The sequence below is a fragment of the Micromonospora sp. NPDC050795 genome, from assembly GCF_044456785.1.
GTDB lineage: Bacteria > Actinomycetota > Actinomycetes > Mycobacteriales > Micromonosporaceae > Micromonospora.
Genome location: NZ_JBITGE010000015.1, coordinates 1 through 23535, shown reverse-complemented (window position 1 = coordinate 23535; position 23535 = coordinate 1). Strand labels below are relative to the sequence as shown.

Annotated in this window: 15 protein-coding genes; 12 read left to right on the top strand and 3 right to left on the bottom strand. The window is 71.0% G+C overall.

Annotation, left to right across the window (positions count from 1 at the left end; genetic code table 11):
• The first annotated feature begins 24 nt into the window (after window positions 1–24).
• The 4 genes from gltB (at window position 25) to ACIBEF_RS15365 (ending at window position 8386) form a co-directional block, all read left to right on the top strand.
• Window positions 25–4728, top strand: a complete 4704-nt coding sequence (gene gltB, locus ACIBEF_RS15380; RefSeq protein WP_396793957.1) for a glutamate synthase large subunit — start codon at window positions 25–27, stop codon at window positions 4726–4728.
• Window positions 4721–6256: a glutamate synthase subunit beta gene (locus tag ACIBEF_RS15375; protein ID WP_396793956.1), complete on the top strand. Its 1536-nt coding sequence runs from the start codon at window positions 4721–4723 to the stop codon at window positions 6254–6256. Before gltB ends, ACIBEF_RS15375 begins: the two co-directional genes overlap by 8 nt.
• A 174-nt stretch (window positions 6257–6430) precedes the next feature.
• The gene (locus ACIBEF_RS15370) at window positions 6431–7828 is read left to right on the top strand and encodes an MFS transporter (protein ID WP_396793955.1); all 1398 of its coding nucleotides are present in this window, start codon (window positions 6431–6433) and stop codon (window positions 7826–7828) included.
• 69 nt (window positions 7829–7897) lie between these two features.
• The gene (locus ACIBEF_RS15365; RefSeq protein WP_396793954.1) at window positions 7898–8386 is read left to right on the top strand and encodes a hypothetical protein; all 489 of its coding nucleotides are present in this window, start codon (window positions 7898–7900) and stop codon (window positions 8384–8386) included.
• A gap of 118 nt (window positions 8387–8504) precedes the next feature.
• On the opposite strand, the gene ACIBEF_RS15360 is transcribed toward ACIBEF_RS15365, so the two are convergent.
• Window positions 8505–10037 (bottom strand): M1 family metallopeptidase, encoded by a 1533-nt coding sequence (locus ACIBEF_RS15360; protein ID WP_396793953.1) that lies wholly within the window; start codon window positions 10035–10037, stop codon window positions 8505–8507.
• A gap of 145 nt (window positions 10038–10182) precedes the next feature.
• Between ACIBEF_RS15360 and ACIBEF_RS15355 the strand changes: the two genes are divergently transcribed.
• From ACIBEF_RS15355 to ACIBEF_RS15345, 3 genes are all read left to right on the top strand, one after another.
• The gene (locus tag ACIBEF_RS15355; RefSeq protein ID WP_396793952.1) at window positions 10183–12582 is read left to right on the top strand and encodes a hypothetical protein; all 2400 of its coding nucleotides are present in this window, start codon (window positions 10183–10185) and stop codon (window positions 12580–12582) included.
• Window positions 12583–12679: 97 nt separating this feature from the next.
• On the top strand, window positions 12680–15226 hold the full coding sequence (locus ACIBEF_RS15350; RefSeq protein WP_396793951.1) for an FtsK/SpoIIIE domain-containing protein: 2547 nt from the start codon (window positions 12680–12682) through the stop codon (window positions 15224–15226).
• A gap of 2 nt (window positions 15227–15228) precedes the next feature.
• Complete coding sequence (locus ACIBEF_RS15345) at window positions 15229–16116, top strand: hypothetical protein (protein WP_396793950.1); 888 nt, start codon at window positions 15229–15231, stop codon at window positions 16114–16116.
• A 61-nt stretch (window positions 16117–16177) separates the two neighbouring features.
• On the opposite strand, the gene ACIBEF_RS15340 is transcribed toward ACIBEF_RS15345, so the two are convergent.
• Window positions 16178–16729 carry a hypothetical protein gene (locus ACIBEF_RS15340; RefSeq protein WP_396793949.1) on the bottom strand — a complete coding sequence of 184 codons (552 nt, stop codon included), beginning with the start codon at window positions 16727–16729 and terminating at the stop codon, window positions 16178–16180.
• 280 nt (window positions 16730–17009) lie between these two features.
• On the bottom strand, window positions 17010–17294 hold the full coding sequence (locus tag ACIBEF_RS15335; protein WP_396793948.1) for a hypothetical protein: 285 nt from the start codon (window positions 17292–17294) through the stop codon (window positions 17010–17012).
• 328 nt (window positions 17295–17622) lie between these two features.
• On the opposite strand from ACIBEF_RS15335, the gene ACIBEF_RS15330 reads away from it, so the two are divergent.
• The 5 genes from ACIBEF_RS15330 to ACIBEF_RS15310 all read left to right on the top strand — a co-directional run bounded on the left by ACIBEF_RS15330 (window position 17623) and on the right by ACIBEF_RS15310 (window position 23458).
• Window positions 17623–17886: a DUF6244 family protein gene (locus ACIBEF_RS15330; protein ID WP_030489032.1), complete on the top strand. Its 264-nt coding sequence runs from the start codon at window positions 17623–17625 to the stop codon at window positions 17884–17886.
• A gap of 342 nt (window positions 17887–18228) precedes the next feature.
• Window positions 18229–18672, top strand: a complete 444-nt coding sequence (locus tag ACIBEF_RS15325) for a hypothetical protein (protein ID WP_396793947.1) — start codon at window positions 18229–18231, stop codon at window positions 18670–18672.
• Window positions 18669–19151, top strand: coding sequence for a hypothetical protein (locus ACIBEF_RS15320; protein WP_396793946.1), 483 nt, complete (start codon window positions 18669–18671; stop codon window positions 19149–19151). Before ACIBEF_RS15325 ends, ACIBEF_RS15320 begins: the two co-directional genes overlap by 4 nt.
• Before the next feature lie 219 nt (window positions 19152–19370).
• Complete coding sequence (locus tag ACIBEF_RS15315) at window positions 19371–22862, top strand: DEAD/DEAH box helicase family protein (RefSeq protein ID WP_396793945.1); 3492 nt, start codon at window positions 19371–19373, stop codon at window positions 22860–22862.
• Window positions 22859–23458, top strand: a complete 600-nt coding sequence (locus tag ACIBEF_RS15310) for a restriction endonuclease subunit S (protein ID WP_396793944.1) — start codon at window positions 22859–22861, stop codon at window positions 23456–23458. Before ACIBEF_RS15315 ends, ACIBEF_RS15310 begins: the two co-directional genes overlap by 4 nt.
• The last annotated feature ends 77 nt before the right edge of the window (window positions 23459–23535 follow it).

The following is a 23535-nucleotide window of genomic DNA, read 5'->3' as shown; positions in this document are numbered from 1 at the left end:
ACCTGAGTGACGACAGGAGGCCCGGTGGCTCAGCCGTACGCGGACACAGAACAGCCGCACCCCCACAGCCCGCAGGCGTCCCCGACGCCCCACCCCCGTCCGTCCGCCCAGGGCCTCTATGACCCAGCGCAGGAGCACGACGCCTGCGGCGTGGCCTTCGTGGCGGACCTGCACGGCCGGCGTTTACACTCGGTCGTCGCCAACGGGCTCGGCGCGCTCTGTCGGCTGGACCACCGGGGCGCCCGGGGCGCGGAGCCGAACACCGGCGACGGCGCCGGCATCATGATCCAGGTGCCCGACGCGTTCCTGCGCGCGGTGGCCGACGTCGCGCTTCCCCCGGCGGGCGAGTACGCCACCGGGCTGGTCTTCCTTCCCGACGACGATGCCGCCGAGGCGCGTGCCCGCCGGGTCGTCGAGAAGTACGCACTGGTCGAGGGCGCCGATCTGCTCGGCTGGCGGGACGTGCCGATCGACCCGAGTGACCTGGGTGAGACCGCCCTGGCGGCGATGCCCCGGGTCCGGCAGCTCTTCCTGGCGGCGCACCGCCTCACCGACACACCCGACGGCCCGGCCGGCTCCCCGCTGCGCGGCCTCGAACTGGACCGGGTGGCGTTCTGTCTGCGTAAGCAGGCCGAGCGGGAGACCGCCGAGCGTGGCGTTCCGGCGTACTTCCCGTCGCTGTCCAGCCGCACCATGGTCTACAAGGGCATGCTCACGCCCGACCAGTTGCCGGCGTTCTACCCGGACCTGCGCGACGAGCGGGTGGACAGCGCCATCGCGCTGGTGCACTCCCGCTTCTCCACGAACACCTTCCCGTCCTGGCCGCTGGCGCACCCGTACCGGTTCATCGCCCACAACGGCGAGATCAACACGATCCGGGGCAACCGCAACTGGATGCAGGCCCGCGAGGCGCTTCTGCGCTCGCCGAACGTGCCGGGCAACATCCGGCGGGTCTTCCCGGTCTGCACCCCCGCGGCGTCCGACTCGGCGAACTTCGACGAGGTCCTGGAGTTGCTGCACCTGGCCGGGCGGAGCCTGCCACACGCCGTGCTCATGATGATCCCCGAGGCGTGGGAGAACGACCCGGGTATGGACCCGGCCAAGCGCGCCTTCTACCGCTTCCACGCCAGCCTCATGGAGCCGTGGGACGGCCCGGCGTCGGTGGCCTTCACCGACGGCGAGATCGTCGGCGCGGTGCTGGACCGCAACGGGCTGCGCCCGGGGCGCTGGTGGCAGACCGACGACGGGCTCGTGGTGCTCGGCTCCGAGGCGGGCGTGCTCGACCTCGACCCGGCCCACGTGGTCGCCAAGGGGCGACTTCAGCCGGGCCGGATGTTCCTGGTCGACACGGTCGCCGGGCGGATCGTGCACGACGAGGAGATCAAGTCCGAGTTGGCCGCCGCCCAGCCGTACGCCGAGTGGCTGCACGCCGGGCTGATCGAGCTGAACGACCTGCCGGCGCGCGAGCACACCGTCTACACGCACGACTCGGTGCGCCGCCGGCAGCAGACCTTCGGCTACACGCAGGAGGAGCTGAAGATCCTGCTCGGGCCGATGGCCCGTACCGGTGCCGAGCCGCTCGGCTCGATGGGTACGGACACCCCGATCGCGCCGCTGTCCACCCGACCGCGGCTGCTCTACGACTACTTCCACCAGCTCTTCGCCCAGGTCACCAACCCGCCCTTGGACGCCATCCGCGAGGAGCTGGTGACCAGCCTGGCGTCGACGATCGGGCCGGAGGGCAACCTGCTCGACCCGGGTGCCGCGAGCTGCCGTCAGATCGTGCTCCCGCACCCGATCCTCGACAACGACGAGCTGGCGAAGATCCTCTCCATCGACGAGGACGGCGACCTGCCCGGCTTCAAGGCGGTCCGGGTCTCCGGGCTGTACCGGATCCGGGAAGGTGCCGCCGGGATCAAGGCGCGGCTGACCGAGATCTGCCGGCACGTCTCCGAGGCGATCGAGGACGGGGTGCGCATCCTGGTGCTCTCCGACCGGGACTCCAACGCCGACCTGGCGCCGATCCCGTCGCTGCTGCTCACCGCCGCCGTGCACCAGCACCTGGTCCGCGAGCAGACCCGTACGCGGGCGGCGCTGATCGTCGAGTCCGGGGACTGCCGGGAGGTGCACCACGCGGCGGTGCTGATCGGCTACGGCGCGGCGGCGGTCAACCCGTACCTGGCGTTCGAGTCGGTCGAGGACATGATCGCCACCGGCTTGTTGGCCGGGGTGGAGCCCGCCGCAGCGGTGCGCAACTACGCGAAGGCGCTCGGCAAGGGCGTCCTGAAGATCATGTCCAAGATGGGCATCTCGACGGTGTCCTCGTACTGCGGTGCGCAGGTCTTCGAGGCTGTCGGCCTGGACAGCCGGCTGGTCGAGCGCTACTTCCGGGGCACCCCCAGCCGCATCGGCGGGGTGGGTCTCGCGGGCGTGCACACCGAGGTGGCCGCTCGGCACGCGCTGGCCTGGCCGCCGGCCGGCACCGCCACCTCGGACCGGTTGGAGGTCGGCGGCGAGTACCAGTGGCGCCGCGAGGGTGAGTTGCACCTGTTCAACCCGGAGACGGTGTTCCTGCTGCAACACGCCACCCGCAGCCGGCAGTACGACGTCTTCCGGCAGTACACGGCCAAGGTCGACGCGCTCGCCGCGCAGGCCGGCTCGCTGCGCGGGTTGTTCACCCTGCGCACCGGCGTCCGCCCGGCGGTGCCGATCGAGGAGGTCGAGCCGGCCACCGAGATCGTCAAGCGGTTCGCCACCGGCGCCATGTCGTACGGGTCGATCTCGGCGGAGGCGCACGAGACGCTCGCCATCGCCATGAACCGGCTCGGCGGCAAGTCCAACACCGGTGAGGGCGGCGAGGACGTCGAGCGGCTGCACGACCCGGCCCGCCGTTCGGCGGTCAAGCAGATCGCCAGCGGCCGCTTCGGCGTGACCAGCGAATACCTGGTCAACGCGGACGACCTCCAGATCAAGATGGCCCAGGGCGCCAAGCCGGGCGAGGGCGGTCAGCTGCCCGGTAACAAGGTCTGGCCGTGGATCGCCCGGACCCGGCACGCCACCCCCGGCGTGGGTCTGATCTCTCCGCCGCCGCACCACGACATCTACTCCATCGAGGACCTCGCCCAGTTGGTGCACGACCTGAAGTGCGTGAACCCGGCGGCCCGGGTGCACGTCAAGCTGGTCAGCGAGGTCGGCGTCGGCACCGTCGCCGCCGGGGTGGCGAAGCTCAAGGCGGACGTCATCCTGATCTCCGGCCACGACGGCGGCACGGGCGCCTCCCCGATGAACTCGCTCAAGCACGCCGGCACCCCGTGGGAGCTGGGGCTGGCCGAGGCGCAGCAGACGCTCTTGCTCAACAAGCTGCGCGACCGGGTCACGGTGCAGGTCGACGGCCAGCTCAAGACCGGCCGGGACGTCCTGGTCGCGGCGCTGCTCGGCGCGGAGGAGTTCGGCTTCGCGACCGCGCCGCTGATCGTCGAGGGTTGCGTGATGATGCGGGTCTGCCACCTGGACACCTGCCCGGTCGGCATCGCCACGCAGAATCCGGTGCTGCGGGAGCGTTTCACCGGCAAGCCGGAGTTCGTGGAGAACTTCTTCCTCTTCCTCGCCGAGGAGGTCCGGGGGTACCTGGCCGAGCTGGGTTTCTCCTCGATCGAGGAAGCGATCGGGCAGACCGAGATGCTCGACGTGGCCCCGGCGCTGACGCACTGGAAGGCGCACGGGTTGGACCTGGCGTCCGTCCTGCACCTGCCGGAGCTGCCCGCCGACGCGGCCCGACGCGGGGTCCGCGCGCAGGATCACGGCCTGGAGCAGGCACTCGACAACGAGCTGATCGCGTTGGCGCGTCCGGCTCTGACGGACGGGGCGCCGGTGCGGGTCGAGGTGGCGGTGCGCAACGAGCACCGCAGCGTCGGCGCGATGCTCGGTGGTGAGGTGACCCGTCGTTTCGGCGGCGCCGGCCTTCCCGAGGACACCGTCGAGTTCGTGCTGCACGGCACTGCGGGGCAGTCGTTCGGCGCGTTCCTGCCGCGCGGCGTCACCCTGCGCCTGCACGGCGACGCCAACGACTACGTGGGCAAGGGCCTCTCCGGGGGTCGGCTCATCGTCCGTCCGGACGCCGCCGCGCCGTTCCTCGACCCGGACGCCGAGCCGGGGCAACGGGCCGAGGATCAGATCATCGCCGGCAACACCATCCTGTACGGGGCCACGGCGGGCGAGGTCTTCCTGCGCGGCCGGGTGGGGGAGCGGTTCGCGGTGCGCAACTCCGGCGCGGTCGCCGTGGTCGAGGGTGTTGGTGACCACGGTTGCGAGTACATGACCGGCGGCACCGTGGTGGTGCTGGGCGCGACCGGCCGGAACTTCGCGGCGGGCATGTCCGGCGGCACGGCGTTCGTGCACCACCTGGATCGGGCCCGGGTCAACGCGGAGCTGGTCGACCTGCTGCCGTTGGGCGAGCAGGAGCAGTCGCTCCTGCACGAGCTGGTCCAACGGCACGTGGCCGAGACCGGGTCGGCGGTCGCCGAGGAGCTGCTCAAGCGGTGGCCGGAGGCGGTGGCCGAGTTCACCGCTGTGGTACCCCGCGACTACCGCCGGGTGCTGGAGATCATGCGGGCCGCCGAAGCAGCCGGCCGCGACGTCGACGACGCGGTGATGGGCGCGCTGAGCGCGCCGGCCGCGCAGGTGCCGCCCGCCCCGCGGGTGGCTGCCCAGGAGGTGGCACGTGCCTGACCCGAACGGTTTCCTGCGCTACGACCGGCGGCTGCCGGCCCGCCGCCCGGTGCCGGTGCGGATCAGCGACTGGCGGGAGGTGTACCCGCCGGCCGGCGAGGAGTTGGTCCGTGAGCAGGCCACCCGCTGCATGGACTGCGGCATCCCGTTCTGCCACGACGGCTGCCCGCTGGGCAATCGCATCCCGGACTGGAACGACCTGGTGCGGACCGGCAACTGGGACGCCGCGGTGGAGTCGCTGCACGCCACCAACAACTTCCCGGAATTCACCGGCCGGCTCTGCCCCGCGCCCTGCGAGGCGGCCTGCGTGCTCGGCATCTCCGGCGGCCAACCGGTGACCATCAAGCAGGTCGAGGTGGAGATCGCCGACGCCGCCGCGGCGCGCGGGTTCACCCCCCGCGCGGTGCCGGCGCCGTCGGGCCGGTCGGTCGCCGTCGTCGGCTCCGGGCCCGCCGGGCTCGCCGCCGCCCAGCAGCTGGCCCGCGCCGGTCACGCGGTGACGGTGTACGAACGCGACGACGCGATCGGTGGCCTGCTCCGGTACGGCATTCCCGACTTCAAGTTGGAGAAGCGGCACATCGATGCCCGGTTGGCCCAGCTCACCGCCGAGGGGGTGCGTTTCCGCACCGGCGTGAACGTCGGCGTTGACGTCACCGCCGAGCAGTTGCGCGCCGAGCACGACGCGGTGCTGCTGGCCTGTGGGGCGTTGCAGGGCCGGGACACCCCGGAGACCCCGGGGCGGGCGCTTCGGGGCGTACACCAGGCGATGGCGCACCTGGTCGCGGCGAATCGCGCGGTCGCCACGGCGGCCACCGACCAGGCCGGCGTGGTGGCCACCGCCGAGCGTCGGCTGGCGCCCGCGGTGTTGCCCGACGGCACGCCGATCGACGCGGCCGGCAAGCACGTGGTGATCATCGGCGGAGGTGACACGGCGGCCGACTGTCTCGGCGTCGCGCACCGCCAGGGCGCCGCGGGCGTGCACCAGCTCGACCTGTACCCGCAGCCGCCGCAGGAGCGCGACGAGGCACGGGATCCGTGGCCGACCTGGCCGTGGGTGCTGCGTAGCTACCCGGCGCACGAGGAGGGTGGCGAGCGGGTCTTCGCCGTGGCGGTGCAGGAGTTCGTGGACGACGGCACCGGCCAGGTGCGAGCGGTGCGGATCGCCGAGGTGACAGTGGAGAAGCGCGACGGCCGGCGGGTCGTCACCGTGGTGCCGGGCTCCGAGCGGGAGTTGCTGGCCGATCTGGTGCTGTTGGCGATCGGTTTCGAGGGCACCGAGCAGCAGCCGCTGCTGGCCCAGTTCGGCGTGGCCCGCAACCCGCGGGGCGCCATCGACGCCCGCGACGACTGGCAGACCGACGCCGACGGGGTGTTCGTGGCTGGTGACATGCACCGGGGCGCTTCGCTGATCGTCTGGGCCATCGCGGAGGGGCGGGCGGTCGCCGCGGCCATCCACAGCTATCTGGGCGGTGTCGGTGCGTTGCCGGCCCCGGTGGGCCCGGCCGCACAGGCTCTCGCCGCTCGCTGAGGTGCGGGTGTCCGGTCGGTGCGGCAGGTCCGCCGCCGCACCGGCCGGGCATTCCCGCTGGTGAAGCCGCTCACAAATGTGGGCAAGAAGGTTTAAGCCGGCAAGACTTGTCGGCTGCCGAACCGCGCCGCGATCGGTGTGAGTGAGCATGCTGCCGATCGCTGGAGGTTCGTCGTGGCCAGAGGTGCCACCTTCGCCGCGTTGCGCCACCGCAGCTACCGGATCTGGGCGGTCGCCGGCTTCGTCTCCGTCATCGGCACCTGGATGCAGGTCCTCGGGGTCAACTGGTACGTCCTGAAGGAGACCGGCTCCGCGACGTCCATGGGCTTCGCCGTGCTGCTCCAGGCGGCGCCCACGCTGCTGCTCAGCGTCTGGGGTGGCGTGCTGGCCGACCGGCTGCCAGCCCGCCCGTTGCTGATCGCCGCCCAGTGCGCCCATGCGGTGCTCGCCGCCGGACTGGCCGCGGTCGCCCTGACCGGGGTCGGCGGCCTGCCGCTGATCTTTGCGATCTCGCTGGCCACCGGTGCCGTCTCGGCGATCGAAGGCCCGGTGATGGGGCGCTGGGCCGCCAGCCTCGTCGACCGGGAGACGCTGGGCAACGCGTTGGCGCTCGGCTCGCTCAGCAACTCCGCCGGCCGCATCCTCGGTATGAGCCTCGGTGCCGTGGTGGTGGCCGCCGTCGGACCCGCCCTGCTGTTCGGCATCAACGCGGTCAGCTTCGCCGCCGTGGTGGTGGCGCTGTTCGCCGTACGCCCGGTGGGCGTGCCCGGCCTCCCGGTCCCGGACGCCGGCCGGACGCGGGGCGGGGTCCGCGCCGGGTTCGCCTACCTGCGCGGGCAGCCGGCGCTGCTCCTCGCGCTCGCCCTGTCGTTCGTGCTCGGCAGCCTGGGCCGCAACTACCAGGTGACCATGGCCGCGATGAGCGACGGACCGCTGGACGCCGGCGCCTCCGGGTACGGCCTGCTGTCGACGGTGTTCGCGGTCGGCACCGTGGTGGGCGCGCTCGTCGCGGCCCGGCGGCGCTCCCTGGGTTACCGGACGCTCGTCGTCGCGGGCCTGGTCGCCAGCGGGTTGCAGATCATCGCCGGCCTCGCGCCCGGCACCTGGAGCTTCGCCGCGGTGATCCTGCCGATCGCCGCCGCCGCGGTGGTCATCGACACCACCGTCGGCACCCGCGCCCAGCTCGACACCGACGGCGCGATGCGGGGCCGGGTGCTCGCCGCCCTGGTGGTCACCGGCTCGGTCTCCGCCGCGGTCGGCGCCCCGCTGCTCGGCTGGCTCGCCGAACATGCCGGGCCCCGGCAGACGCTCGTCCTCGCCGGAGCCGCAGCGGCGATCGCCACGACGGCGGCGGGCGTCGCCCTCGATCGGCAGCGCGGCCGTGCGGCAACCCTCGCGCTCGTCGTTCCGCGACCCCGCCATCCGGTACGACGGGCGGCGTTCCGGGCCGCCCGCATCGTGCGGCCCACCGGGGCGGTCTGCGTCATCGTGCCCGCCGAGGCCGGTGCGGTGCGGTCGGGCGGGGTCCGGCTCCGGGAGTTGGCCACCGCCGGGCCGGTGGCGAACCGCTGAGACAGCGGTCACCCTCGGCGGCCCGCTTCCGGGACAGAGCAGCCTGAAGATCATCGTTACGCTGCGATCATGGACATTGAGGAGCGGCTACGGCGCACCCGCCGATGGCTGTGGGTCGTGCTGATCGGGCTCTTCCTGAGTGGAGTCACCGCGTTTCCGCTGGAGATCGAGGTGCGCTGGCTGCTGCGCGTACTGGATCCGCTCGCCGGCCAACTGCCCGCGCTGGTCGCCTGGATCGAGCGGGTGCACACCGGGCTCGTGACGGCCGGCGAGGACTACCCGTTCCTGCTCTACGGCACCGACTGGTTGGCCTTCGCCCACCTGGTGCTGGCAGTGGCCTTCTGGGGGCCGCTGCGCGACCCGGTGCGCAACGTCTGGGTGGTGCAGGTCGGCATGATCGCCTGCGCCGGCATCGTTCCGCTGGCGCTGATCTGCGGCCCGATCCGGGACATCCCCTGGTTCTGGACGCTCATCGACCTGTCCTTCGCGGTCGGTGCGTTCCCGCCGCTCTGGTTCGCGTACCGGCACATCCGCGCCGTAGAAGCCGCGACCCGGTAACCCCGGCCGCGCGACCCCCGCCGGTCGATCATGGAGTTGTGGTGGGCAGAAGATACGCCCTTACCTGATATGTCAGGCACCACAACTCCATGATCGACGTGGGCGGGGTGGGGTGGGGTTAGTGGGACATCAGCTCGTGGGACTCGCGGATCTTGGCCCAGGATCTGGGTTCGGTCGGTGCGGCGGCCTTGCGGGCGGCGCTGGCCACGTCGGGTCGGCCGGCGGTGAACAGCCAGGTGGTGAACAGGTCGTCCAGGTCCAGTCCGGAGACCCGCTCGGCCAGGGCCTGGAACTGCTCGATGGTGCCGTTGCCGTACCGGCGCTCGGCGGTCCAGGTCGGCAGGATCTCGAAGAACGCGTCGTCACCGACGGCCAGCCGCAGCTGGTGCAGGGCCATCGCACCCCGGTCGTAGACGGCGTTGTCGAAGACCCGGGCAGCACCCGGGTCGCCGGGCAGCACCTGCCAGAAGCCGTCGTCAGCCGGGTAACTGGCGTAGGTGAAGTCGAAGACCTCCTGGGCGGTGCCCTCGCCCTGCTCCTCCGACCAGAGCCACTCGGCGTACGAGGCGAAGCCCTCGTTGAGCCAGATGTTGCGCCAGTCGGCCACCGAGACCGAGTCGCCGAACCACTGGTGGGCCAGCTCGTGCGTCACCACGTACGTGTTGGCGCCGCGTCGCCAGAAGCCCGGCCCGTACACCGGGCGGGTCTGCGTCTCCAGGGCGAAGCTGATGCCGTCGATCGGCCCGGCCACACCGCCCTGCGCCTCGAACGGGTACGGGCCGAAGATCCCGCTCTCCCAGTCGACGATCTCGGCGGTCCGCTCGATGCTGGCCCGCGCGGCCGGCCCGAGAGCGCCCAGCGACGTGCTGTACGCGTTGATCACCGGCTGGCCGCCCGGGGTGGTGTCGGTGACGATGTCGTACTGGCCGATGGCCATGAAGGCCAGGTAGGTGGCGGTGGGGGAGGTGGTCCGCCAGATCCACCGGGTGCGGTTGCCGGCCTCGGCCAGCGGCGGCCTCGGCTGCACACCGTTGCTGATCACCTCGACGCCGGTGGGCACCGAGACCGAGATGTCGTAGGTAGCCTTGTCCAGCGGGTGGTCGTTGCTCGGGAACCACCACCACGCCGACTCGGGCTCGTTGACGGCGAGGGCGCCGTCGTCGGTGCGCGTCCAGCCGGTGTAGCCGTTGACCAGGGCCTCCGACGGGACACCGGAGTACCGCACGACGATGGTGAGCTGTTGGCCCCGGGTCACCGTGCGGCCCGGGGTGACCACCAACTCGTGCGCCCCCGCCGTGGTGCTGCTCGCCGCCCAACCGTTGACCCGGACCGACTCGACGTCGAGCAGGAAGTCCAGATTGAACGTCGAGAGGTCCTCAGTGGCGGTGGCGAGGATCGTGGTGGTGCCGGTGAGCAGGTCGGTGGCCGGTTCGTAGCGCAGCCGGACGTCGTAGTGCTCGACGTCGTAGCCGCCGTTGCCGTAGTCGGGGAAGTAACTGTCGCCCAGTCCGGGCGCGCCGGGTTGCGGCGCTGCGGAGACGACCGGACGGCCCCAGCCCGTCGGGGCGGCCTGGGCGGGGGTGCCGGCGAGCATGGTGCCGGCGGTGGTGAGGGTCAGGGCGGTGGTGGCCGCCGTGAGGACTCGTCGCACGGGGTGGACTCCCTCCATCGGGTGTTCGCCAGGCCAACCTAATCGACAACTGTGAACGTCGCCGGCCCGCCACACCCATCGTCGGTCGTCGCCCTCTGGCGTGCGTTGCACCGCAAGGTCACACTGTGTTGATCGGAGGTGACACGTGCGGCGCTCGGAGTTACCCAGGCGGGAGTTGACCGGCCAACGACAGCCGACCGCTGGTCGGGAACGCCAGCCGGCCGGCGGGTTGGAGTTGTTCACGCTGCTCGCCCGGCTGTTGCGGCGACCCCGCCGCGGCGACCGCCGGCTGCCGCTGCTGTGGCTGGTCCGCTCCGACACCGCGGATCTGATGGTGCCGCTGCGCCGGTTCCTCGGCCAGGGCCCCCGGCGGCGGGTCCCGCACGCCGTGCTGGACGCCGACGCGCCGCCCGGCGCCGGGGACGTGCCGGCGCTGCTGCGCGAGCTGCACCGGCAGCTCTCCCTGGAGGCCTTCGGTGCCGCCCGGCTGCGCTTCCGGCACTATCCGCTCGCCGACTGGCTGATGCAGCAGAGCCTCAACCTGGGCATCGACGCCGACGACAGCCGCGCGGCCCTGGTCCGCCGGCTGCGCGACCGCAGGGGCCCGCGCACGCCGGAGGCGGTGCCCTCCGGCGGCGACGCGGTCAGCATCGTCTCGCAGGTGCTGCTCTGGCTGGTCCGTCGCGCCGTGCCGGGGGTGGTCTTCCGCGCTGCCGTCTCCGGTCGGGTGCCGGTGCTCGGGCGGCACTACAACTGGTTCATGCGCCAGCAGTATCTGGCGCCCCGGCAATCGGTCACCTTCCTCGGCTTCGCCGAGCGTCTCACCGCCGGCTGGCGCGACGGGGAGCAACCCGACCAGGTCAACAAGCTGCTGCTGCACGCGTTCCTGGAGGACCTGCGGCAGGCGTACCGGCGTCGGCCGTGGCGTCTGTCGGACTGGCGGCGCACCGCGTACCCGGCTCTGCTGATCGATCACGTCGCGCCCGGCAACGTCGGCGGGGAACTGGTCCGTCTGATCGGTGACGTCCGCACCGAGACCGGCCGCAACGACCCGCTTCTGATCGTCGCGGCCGGTGGGCAACCCCCACCGGACCTGCCCGAACCGCACCCGTTGACCGAGGCCGACGAGGCGTACGACGAGTGGGCCGGTGCGCTGCCGGAGATGCGACGGCTGCGCCGCCCGGCCACCTGGCTGGTGGCGCTGCGTCCCGACGAGACCGACACCGGCCCACCGTCACGTGGTGGGCTGCGGCCCTTCTCCGCGCCCGACCCGCCGTGGTGGTCGCGACGCTTCCTGCCGACGGCGCTCTGCCTGGTGCTGGTGGCGGTGCTCGGCCTGTGGGTGGCCAGCCGGTGGGGGCTGGGCTGTCACCCCTCGCTCACCGGCCAGGTGTCGGTCGAGGTGGCCGGCAGCGGCGAGTGTGTCGGCTACAGCGACAGCGCCGCCCAGGTGTTCAACAACGACCCCGGTCAGGACCGGCTGCGCACAGTTCAGGAGCGCATCTTCGCCCAGAACCGCGCCGCCGAGGAGGTCTGGCAGCGCAGCGACCGGCGGCGGCCCTTCCTCACCCTGGTCTACCTCGGCACCCTCACCGGCAACCGGACCCGCGCGGACGAGGAGTCGTACGTCTCCGAGCGCGAGGAGCTCGAAGGGATGGCCACCGCCCAGTACGCGTTGCTGAAGGAGTCGGCCGGCGCCGACGGTGCCGCGCTGCTGCGGATCGTGGTCGCCAACGCCGGCCGCCAGATGATCTACGCCGACCGGGCGGTGGCGATGCTGGCCGACCTGGCCCGGGACGACCCCACGGTGCTCGGGGTGGTCGGGCTGGTGGAGAGCCGCACCAGCACCGCCCGCGCGCTGCGCGAGCTGAACCAGGTCGGGCTGCCGGTGCTGGCGCCCACCCTCTCCGCCGACAAGATGGACGCCAACTCCCGCCTCTACCTCCAGATCTCCGCGCCGAACAAGGACCAGGTGAAGCTGGTCGACGCGTACGCCAAGCAGGTGCTGAAGGTCGACGAGGCGCACGTCTTCTACACCACGCTGGAGGGCAGCACGCTCACCGAGGACCTCTACGTCGGCACCCTCGTCGACGGGCTCCGACAACAGTTCGGCCCCCGGATCACCCGCCTCGACGAGTGGCGCACCGGGCAGCGGCTGACCGACGACCCGCCGCGCTGCCGACCCGACTCCGAAGAACAGGTCGGTGAGCGGGTCAGCCTCGCCTACGACGCGTCGATGATGCTCATCCGGGCCGTGGAGAGCCTCGCCGCCCGGCTGCACCACGCCGACCCGCGGCAACGTTGGGAGCCGGACTCGGTCAACCCGGTGGCCGTGCACGCGGAGGTGCTCCGGCAGAACGCCGGGCAGGGCTACCCGGGGGTGGCCGGGCTGATCCGGTTCACGCCCGACTCGGGGGAGCCGGTCGACAAGCGACTGGCCCTGATGCGGGTCGAGCAGGTGCCCGACGTGGCGAAGGCGCCGGTGGAGGTGTTCCGCTGCGGGGCGGCCGACGGGTCCGGCCCGGCGACGTGCGGCCCCGCCTGACCCGTCCGGCGTGACACGTCCTCGCAGGACTGTCCGGGTGCCACCGGTGTCCGTTAGGGTTCCTGGGACCAGGCGGCCGTGGCGTTGGGGGCAGAGGGTGGGCAGGCTCGCGTCGGCGTACGGGCAGGCGGTCAACTCCCACCGGGCGGCTCGCGCGCATCTGGACACCGCCCGCGACGCCCTGGGGACGGCACCGACCGCCGTCGCGCCGGCCGGCGCCGACGACCTGGTGACCCGCCTCGCCCGTCTCGGCGGTGCCCTGGCCACCCCCGCCCCGGGCGTCACCCCGCTGACCGACGAGCCGGCCGCGGTGCGGATCGGCGAGGCGTCCACAGCGGACGGCGGCTTTCCGGTGCTGGTCCCGCTCGGTGGCGGGCACCACCTCGCCCTGGACACCGACGCCCGGGACCCGCAGGTCGCCGGGCTGCTGCGGGCGCTGGTGCTGCGGATGGTCGCCACCGCGCCGCCCGGCCAGGTCCGCGTCGCCGGCATCGACACCGCCGCGCTCGGCGCCACCTTCGGCCCGTTGCGACCACTGCTCGACGCCGGGGTGCTCGACCCGCCGGCCACCGGCGAGGCCGAGGTGGCCGCGCTGCTCGACGCCGCCGAGCAGCACGCCCGCGCCGCGCAGCACGGCCAGCCCGCCGCCCGCCGCCTGTTGGTGGTGGTCGCCACCGCCGCGCCGCCGCCCCGCGAGCTGGCCCGGCTCGCCGCGCTCACCCACGCCGGCCCGGCCGCCGCCGTGTGCGTGCTGCTCGCCGGCCACCCGTCCCGGCTGCCCGGTGAGACCGCGCCGCCACTGGGCGGCACCACAGCAATACGGCTCAACCAGGGGTACGCGCACGTCGGCGACCCACCCGGCACCCCGTTCAGCGCCGACGGCAGCGGGCTCGCCGCACCCGTCCTACTCGACGGCGACCCGCCGCCGGCCTCGGTCCGCGCGCTCGCCGAGCACCTCGGCACCGCCACCCGTCGCGCCGACGCGTTGCCCTTCACCGACCTGCTGCCCGAACGGCGCTGGGCCGAGTCCGCCGGCAACGGCCTGCGGACGGTGGTCGGCCGGGTCGGCGGCGCTGCATCCTTCGACACCGCGCTGACGCTCGCCTTCGACGACGCCACGCCGCACTGGCTGGTCGGCGGGCGCACCGGCGCCGGCAAGACCGTCTTCCTCCTCGACGTCCTCTACGGGTTGGCCGCCCGCTACTCGCCGGCCGAGTTGCAGCTCTACCTGCTCGACTTCAAGGAGGGCGTGAGCTTCACCGAGTTCGTGCCCACCGACCGGGACCCGTCCTGGCTGCCGCACGCCCGTGCCGTCGGCATCGAGTCCGACCGCGAGTACGGTCTCGCCGTGCTGCGCGAGCTGCGCCGGGAGGCGCAGCGCCGGGCCACCGCGCTCAAGCGGCACGGCGTCACCAAGCTCGCCGACCTGCCCCGGGACAATCCGCTGCCGCGCATCGTGGCGGTCATCGACGAGTTCCACGTGCTGCTCGCCGGCAACGACGCGCTGGCCCGGGAGGCCGTCGACCTGCTGGAGGACCTGGCCCGCAAGGGCCGCTCGTACGGCATCCACCTGGTGCTCGCCAGCCAGAGCATGACCGGCATCGAAGCCCTCTACGGGCGGGCCGAGGCGATCTTCGGGCAGTTCGCGTTGCGGGTGGCGCTGCCCGGCGGGGGTGGGGTGCTCGACCAGCTCAACGACGCCGCCGCGGCCCTGCCGGTCGGCTCCGCCGTGGTCAACACCGCCGCCGGCGCGGTCGGCGCCGACACCGTGCTGCGCTTCCCCGACGCGCACGCCGCCACGGCGGACCTCGCCGCGTTACGCCACGACCTGTGGCAGGCCCGCCCGCCGGGCTCGCGGGCCCCAGCGGTCTTCAAGGGGTACGAGGCCGCGCGGATCGAGGACGACAGCACGTTCGCCGGGTTGCGCCCCGGTGGTCGACGCCCGATGGCCCTGGTCGGTCGGACCGTCGACGTGCACGGCACCACAGCACTGTTCCTGATGGACTCCACCCCCGGTCGGCACCTCGCCGTGGTGGGCACCGCGCCGACCGGCGCGGACGTGCTGCGGGCCGCGACACTCAGCCTGGCCCGCCAGCACACCCCCGGCGACGCCCGGTTCGAGCTGGCCTGCCTGGTCGGTGCCGCCGACGCGGTCGCCGACGACACCGAAGCCATCCTGCGCGCCGCCGGTCACCCGGTCGGACGCCTCGACGCGGCCGGGCTGCGCGACCGGATCGCCGCGCTGGCCGCCGAACCCACCGGCCGTGAATACCTGGTGGTGTTCGGCATGGACGCCGCCGCGCCCGTCCTCGGGGCCACCGACCCCGGCACGTTCCGTTCCGGCCTGGACGACCTGCGCACCGTCCTGCGTCAGGGCCCCGGGCAGGGAGTGCACCTGCTCGGTTGGTGGCGAGGGCTGCGCCGCCTCGGCGACGACCTCGGCGGCACCCAGAACCGCGACGACGTCGCCTGCCTGGTCGCGCTCAACGTGCCCGGCGCCGAACTGGCCCTGCACCTCGGAGCGCACGACCTGACCTACACGCCCCGCCCCGACCGGGCACTGCTGATCGACAGGCACGACCAGCGCACCCGGCTGATCGTCCCGTTCGTCGGCGACGGGCACGACCCGGACGGGGAGCGCTGACAGTGTCCTTCGAGGAGTACGCGGCCCTGGCCCGGCAACTCTCCGCCCAGCACCGCGCCGGGGAACAGCACGCCGCCGCCGAGTCCGCGCGCCGCCGCGACCTGCACGCCGCAGTCGACTACCTCCAGCAGCGGCTCACCGCTCAGGGGCAGCGCCTCGACCAGCTCGGCCGAGCCATCGGCGTCGACCAACCACCCGCCGCCCCCGCTGCACCCCCCGGCCCGAACGCGGGTCAGGGGACGGGAACGCCGGGCGAGACCGCTGCCTGGCCCACCCCGCCGTCCGGCACCGGGTCGACCTCCGCTGCCACCGCACCCGGAACCGGTGACGGGGATCCCGACGGCGCAGCCGGCGCGCCGGGGCGGGCGGGGGTCGGGGCGTACCCCCAACTGCCGGCGGGGGAGGCGCGGCTGGCGCTGCCGACGGCGGTGAGCCCGGCGGGCGGCGGGGTGCCTGCGCAGCGCGCGGTCGCGGCGGACCCGGCGATGGAGTTGGAGCTGGCCCGGCGGATGGCCGATGAGGCCGACCGGCACGGGCAGCAGGCGGAGTTGCTGGCCCAGCGGCCGGCGCTGCTGCCGACGTGGTCGCCGCTGGCGAGGGCGGTCGCCGTCTACGCCGGGTGCGGCGCGGCGGCCGGGGTGCTCGTGCTGATGCTGGTGCTCGCCTCCGGGGTCGGCCTGGTGGACGGGTTCACCCTCGGCGCGTGGATCTGCGCGGGGCTGCCGGCGGTGGCGTTCTTCGGCGGCTACCTGGTGCTGGGCCGCTGGGGGCGGCCGGCGATGGTCGCCGGCACCCCGCCGCGATATCTGCCGCTCGGGTTCCTGATCTGTTTCCTGGTGGTGCCGATGGCCTACTGCGCCTATCTGTTGCTGGTCCGCGGTCTGCGCTGACGACCGACCTGGAGTGGCGACTGGTCGTCACCGCACACGGGCGCCGACTGTTGGGCACGGATCAGTCCGGGTGGTAGATGACGCTGCCTTCGTCGCCGAACTCCTGCTTGCTGTCGCTGGTCGAAGGGCTGAAGATGCGGCAGGAGCAGTCATCGGCCGGCCGCCCCGCTGATGCCTCGGCGTAGTACCAGACCTGACCCACCTCGGCCTTGAACGTGCGACTGCTTCGCCGTGGCACCTCGATCGCCCGGTGCGGTTCACACTGAGCGTCGAAGATCCACAGCACGTACGGCTCACTGGCCGTCGAGGCAGTGCCCCGCAGCGGTTCTCCCCACCGGCCCTCGGGGATCTCCCGTCGGAAGAAGACCAACGCGTCATCGCCATGGATCTTGGCGATGCACAACCGGTAGAGCGCTGCGCGAGACGCCGGGTTCGGACTGGGCGCGGCTGTTGCCGACGACGATGACTGGAGGCTGCTGAGGATGCTCTGCCCGTCACCGGTCGCGACGGCGACGGCCAGCAGGAGGGCGAGAAGCCCGAGGAGAGCGCCGGACAGCCCAATGACGCGAGCCCGGCGGCCCCGACCAGCCGATGTCGTGTCTGTCCTCTGCACCGTCAAGCCCCGTCACTCCCTCGGCAAGCTGTCACCGAGTCTAGGAGGCATCGCACTCGGGCGTGGTCCCCGAGCCGGGGTCGCTACCTACCTGTCCACTGTGCTCCGAGACCCGGGCGCAGAACGGCCCGCCGTCGCCGTAGTGCGCTGCCTGGTCCCGTCTCGTCCTGTCCCGGCCCGCAGCCGGGCGTGATCCACTCGGTTTCACTGAAGTCGGGGTATCTGCGCCAGTGGGATACCCCGACTTCAGCTCTCGTGTCGATCTTCCGCAGCGATGCGCTCACTGCCGGTCGGACTCGACTGCGGTGCCCACCTGCTGGGGGTCCGCGCCGTGCTCCGTGTCGTCGGCAGCATCTGCGGCGGCCACCAGGACTTCGTCGAGTTCGCGGTCGGCGAGACCTTCGTCTTCGAGCAGGCCAAGCAACAGCACCGTCCGCGCGACGATCGCCGCCGCGTCGTGGGGCACGGGCGGACGCTCACCGAGCGCCGCCCACACCAGCGCCTCAGCGAGCACCGGGTCGACGTCGCGCCCGGTCGCGTCGTAGCGTTCCCGGGCGGACGCCACGAACCGGAGATCGAGGGCTTGTGGGAGGGCGTCGGCGGCGTCGGGGTGTTTGTCGCTTCGCGATGCAGTGCCCCAATTTCGTGGTGTCACTCTAGATCTTGGACAGTTTCCGTTATGAGCTAACGGAAACTGTCCAAGATCTGGTCGCGTTCCGACTCGGTCGTGCTTCAGTGGGCAAACTCCGTCAGAGTCGCCAGCGTGGGCGACGATACCCACGGCGACGCGGGAGCGAGCGGCCGGTCGCGCTGGGTGCGCGGATCTCGTACGCTCCCATGTGGTCTCCGCCGATGTGGTGGTGGAGGCGATGGTCGATCACGGGGAGGTGCGCGTGAGCGCAGCACAGATCATCGCGAGGTTGGCGGCGGCGTCGCAGAAACTGGACGAGGCGAAGGCCAAGACCGCAGCGGCAGCACAGGACGCCGCCGAGGCGCGAGCCCTCGTCGCCGGTGCGCTGGAGGGTGTGGCCGCCGGTCCGCTGGTCGGCATGATCGACTCGTACCGTCAGGCGCTGGCGCAGGCGTCGCAGGGTGGCGACCCGGCCAAGCAGCACGTGCAGGAGACGATCGCCAAGGTACGAGCGCTGGGAAATTGACCACGGGTGGTGGCAGCGCAATCCACCAACCACCCGTAGCGGCGAGTCCGATCATTCGTCCTCATGTGCCCCGGCAGCCTCAGAACCCTCCGAACCGAGGAGAGGGTGCTCGTGCTCGCCGAGACGCTGATGCGCGAGACATCGAACGACCCGCCAGGCGGCGGGAACGGGTGAGCGCGGAAGCAGTCGGTTTCTGGGCGTCGGCTGGTGGGGCCGCTTGGGCGACAGTCGCCGAGTTCATGCCAGTGCTGCCGAAGGCGGTCGCCGGGACGCTCTTGGCGACGGCGGCCACGGTCAGTGCCGGCAAGTCATGGTTAAAGAGGCGCCGAGAGAGGAATCAGAGTGAAGATCAATAGCTCCACCGAAGCTGCGATGCGAGCCATGATCCACGCCGCTGTGCAGCGTGATTTTCCGAAGCTCGATGAGCGCTTGCGGAGCCTCAACGACGACAACACGGCGGCTGCAACCGTCGAGCTTGCCCTCACCCTTGTCGGTTTTCTGATGGTCGACATCCATAAGGGTCGGCCGAGCGACGATCAGATTTCGGCCGTGGCTGATGAAGTCGCCGAGGCGGAATCCTGGGCGCAACCGACTCGCCGCGAGGTGGCGGACTTCTTGATGAGGCTGATGAGAGGTGAGCCGTTCGCCAGCGCAGTTCCCACCGAAAACGCAATTATTCTGGCCTTTGTCGTTGCGGCGAACCTCCTCTCCTCCTGCCGCCGGGACGACGAGAAGTGGTGGGACTACCTCGACCGGATGGAGGTGGCCATGGAGGCGGCCAAGTGACGGGCGCACCTGACCCGGTCACTCGGGACGGCGGTGAGCTGGATGGCTTCCACATTGGCTATTTGCCGCCGGAAGTCGGCGGCCTGGTGTCGGACTTTGCCTCCGAGTGGGACACCGTCAGGTTCGTTACCCGGTTCTGGGAGCGCCAAATCGAGGACGGCCACCGAGTCGACCTGCGGGTGCACGTGCTTAGGGGCGACCGGCTGCGGTCCCTCGCCGAGCTTCGCGGCTTCCTGGCCGAGTATCACGAGCGCGATAACGCTGACTGGGCACTCACCGACTTTCAGCACGGCGAGGCTCCCGGACTCATCGGTGCTGCCGAGGCGTTCTGGCTGGCTGCGCCTGGTGTTGCAGTCAATGTATTGCTCGATCCGGAGCGGTTCACCGCGGACAACTTGCGGGCCATAACGCAGCGGATTACATCGGCTGCGGCCGATCCCGCCAGCCTGCCGGACTCAGGCGATCCGCTCGTCCGCTGAGGCTCGCAACTGCTCGACGGGGACGAGCGTGGGGGCACACGAAGGGGCCGCAAGGCGAGCTCGCGAGCCCGATCGAGGCGGTCTGTGCAACCGACCCTAGCCGCAGTTGACCGGCGTTCCTGCTGTCGGAAAGCTGTCACCGCGCGTGGTGCGGGCTGTGCAAAGCGGTGATCATCCCTATCCTGACGTGTTCACCGCAGGCTAGCCACGTGGAGTGTCGTGGATCCTCGACAGGTACGACGTCTGGCAGAGCAGTCTGCCAACTTCGGGTTCCTCAAGGAACACCCGCTACTGGTCTGGTACGGCGCGGGCGCTGAGCTGCTCGTCTATGTCGACGCGCAGGCCGCGATGTTCAAGATCCGTGCCTTCGGCGACGAGATGGCCAAGGATCTCGTCAGGCGCACCGGCGCGAAGCCGCAGAAGAGCGACTTCTACCACCGGGTTCAGGCCCTGTATGGCGATGGCACGCTCGTGGCGGAGACTTACCACGCGTTCGACCGTCTCCGGGATCAGGGCAACAAGGCCGTACACGATCACCTGGGTGAGGTGCGCGCGGCGCTGGACATGCTGCGGACCTGCTTCGAGCTGGGGGTCTGGTTTCACCGGGCGCTGACCGGCGACCGCACTCCGCTCGGCTTCGTGCCACCGTCCCCGCCGCCTCAGCAGGTGCCGCAGAGCATCGCAGACGGGCTCCAGGCTGAGATTCAGCGCTACAAGGACGAACTGGCGCAGACCAAGCTGTTGTTGGAAGGCAAGGCGTCGCTGGCGCAGGCCAAGGCGGATGCGATGGTCGCCGCAGATCGCGCCGTTCGCGATGCCGACGCCCGCCGCGATCGGGCCGCTGCCCTGGTAGCGAGCCTTACGTCGGCAGCCGAGGCAGAGCAGGCGGCGCTGGACAGCAAGGCGACTGCCAAGGTCTCGACTGCTTGGCGCGAAGAGTTCATCGCCCGCGCCCGACGCGCCTCCCACGAACCGCTCAACGAGATCCAGACCCGAGTCGAGATCGACAAGCAGTTGGGCGCGGCCGGCTGGATCGTCCAGGACGAGAGCCAGATCAACCTCTGGGCCGGCACCGGCATTGCCGTGCGGGAGGTGACCCTGGCAACCGGCCGGGCCGATTACCTGCTCTACGTCAACCAGCGGCTGGTCGGCGTGATCGAAGCGAAGCGGGAGGGGACCGCGCCGCGCGGTGTCGAGGCGCAGCTCGATCGCTACCTCAAAGGGCTCACCGCCGAACAGAAGCTCGCCGCATGGCGCCGGGCCGATCCGCTGCCCTTCGGCTACGTCGCCACGGGCACCGAGACCGCCTTCGTCAACCGGCTTGACCCGTTCCCGCGTACCCGGGAGGTCTTTGCCTTCCACCGGCCTGAGACGTTCTCGCGGTGGATGCGGGAGGCCGACGACGACCGGTCGGCACCGACGTTGCGGGCGCGGCTGCGGCGGATGCCGGCGCTGGACCGGCTCGGCCTGCGGCCCGCGCAAGTGGACGCCATCGACGGGCTGGAACGCTCCCTCGCCGAGGATCATCCGCGGTCGCTGATCCAGATGGCCACTGGCGCTGGCAAGACGTTCACGGCGGTCACCAGTAGCTACCGGCTGCTGAAGCACGCCCGCGCCGCGCGGATCCTGTTCTTGGTCGATCGCAACAACCTCGGCAAGCAGACCCTGCGGGAGTACGCGGGCTACCAGACTCCGGACGACGGGCGGAAGTTCACCGAGCTGTACAACGTCGATCGGCTCTCGGGAACCGGCATGCTCGACTCCTCCACTGTGGTCATCTCCACGATCCAGCGCCTCTACGGCGCGCTGCACGGCGACGAGTTGCCGGACGTGGATCTCGACGACCGGGCGTATGACGACTATGAGTTGAACGAACCGGCCGAGGTCGCCTACAACCGGCTGCTGCCGCCGGAGACGTTCGACCTGATCGTGGTCGACGAGTGCCACCGCTCGATCTACGGCAAGTGGCGGGGCGTCATCGAGTACTTCGACGCGTTCGTGGTCGGGCTGACCGCCACGCCGGTCAAGCAGACGCTGGGCTTCTTTCAGCAGAACCTGGTTTCGGAGTACACCTACGAGCAGGCGGTCGCCGACGGCGTCAACGTCAGTTTCGACGTGTACCGGATCAAGACCGAGATCACCGAGAAGGGCGCCGACATCGAGGCCGGCACCGTCGTGCCGCTGCGCGATCGGCGCACCCGGGCCGAGCGTTACCAGGAGCTCGAAGACGACTTCACGTATGGCGGCAGCCAGGTCGGCAGGTCGGTGATCTCGAAGGGACAGCTCAAGCTGGTTCTGGAGACGTTCCGTGAGCGGCTCTTCACCGAGATCTTCCCCGGTCGGACGACAGTTCCCAAGACGCTGATCTTCGCCCGGGACGACAACCACGCCGAGGAGATCGTGCAGATGGTCCGGCTGGTCTTCGGACGGGGCAACGACTTTGCCGCGAAGATCACCTACGCCTCCCGCAAGGGCGGCGACAACCCGGACACCCTCATCCAGGCGTTCCGCAACAGCCCGGAGCTGCGCATCGCGGTGACCGTCGACATGATCGCCACCGGCACCGACGTCCGGCCTCTGGAGTGTGTGTTCTTCCTTCGGCCGGTGCGCAGCGCCACCTACTTCGAGCAGATGAAGGGTCGTGGCGCTCGTACCATCGACGCGGCGGAGTTTCAGGCAGTCACGCCCGACGCCGAGGTCAAGGACCGGTTTGTCATCGTCGACGCGGTTGGTGTCACCGAAGCCGACTTGGACGAGGCGGTGCCCCTGCAACGGCACACCGAACGGCAAATCTCGCTGCGCGACCTGCTCAAGAAGGCCGGCACGCTGACCGCCGACGCGGACGAGGTGGCCACGCTCGCCGCCCGGTTGGCCCGGCTGGAGCAGCAGTTGACCGACGACGAGCGTGCGGAACTAGCCGATCTCGCTGAGCAGCCACTCACCGGCATCGTGCGCGGCCTGGTCGACGCGGTCGCCCCCGAGCAGCTGAACCTGGCCAAGGAAGCTGGCCCGGACGCTGTACGTGACCTCTTGGCCGGCGCGCTGCGCCCGCTCGCGGCGAACCCGGCGCTGCGCGAGCGCATCCTGGAAATCCGCCGCGCGCACGACATCACCATCGACGAGGTGAACGCCGACAAGCTGATCTCGGCAGCCGGTGTGCCGGCCGAGGAACGAGCCCAGGTCACCGTGAAGAGCTGGCACGACTATCTGGAGGAGCACCGCGACGAGATCACCGCGTTACAGGTCTTCTTCGAGGGGCGGGGTCGGGTGGGCTATGACCAACTCAAGGAGCTGGCGGCGCGCATCGCCCGGCCGCCGCAGGCGTGGACGCCAGAGTCGCTGTGGAAGTCGTACGTGCTGCTCGGCCGTACCGCGGAGGCACCCGGCAGCAGGGGAGTGACCGATCTTGTCAGCCTCATCCGGTATGAGTTGGGGCTTGATCAGGAGCTGCGCCCGTACCGCAGTCTCGTCGAGGAGCGCTTCCGTGGGTGGCTGCTCCGGCAGGACCAGGCGGGCGCTACTTTCACTGCCGATCAGGCGTGGTGGCTGGAGAGGATCAAGGACGTGATAGCGGTCAGCGTGGAGATCACCCCGGATGCTCTGGAGGGCGCGCCGTTCAGTGAGCGCGGTGGGATCGACGGGTTTGCGGGCGCATTCGGTAAGCGCGCTGAGCCGCTGTTGAACGAGCTGAACCAGGAGTTGTTCGCGTGACCTATCCGTTCGAGATTCCCGCATCTTGGACTTGGGCCACTCTCGGTGAGATCGCTGAAGTTGTGGGCGGAGTAACGAAGGACTCAAAGCGGCAGGCAGACCCAAGTTACGTCGAGGTGCCCTACCTTCGGGTTGCCAACGTGCAACGTGGTTATCTCGACCTATCGAACGTCTCCACCATTCGTGTCCCGGAGCCCAGAGCGGCGGCATTGCGACTCCAGCACGGTGACGTGCTTCTCAATGAGGGAGGAGATCGAGATAAGCTTGGGCGAGGCTGGATCTGGGAGGGGCAGATTCAGGAGTGTATCCATCAAAATCATGTCTTCCGTGCAAGGGTTGAGGGCGGAGTCCTGGCGCCGAAGCTGCTCGCCCTGTTCGCCAATAGCTTCGGGCAAGGATGGTTTCAGCAAAACGGTCTTCAAAGTGTAAACCTCGCGTCAATTAGCTTGACGGCGATCAAGAATTTCCCCGTCCCGGTGCCACCGCTGGCCGAGCAGCAGCGCATCGTCGCTGTTCTCGAGGCTGTCCTGTTAAGGCTCGACGCGGGAGTAGCGAACCTTGGTGCGAGCAGTGCACGACTAGGCCGTGTTTCGTAAGTGGGCGTGGGCCGGGTGAGGTCACGGCGTGGCGGTGATCGATAACTGAAGAGGTCTCCGGTAAGTGGGTTAGCGAC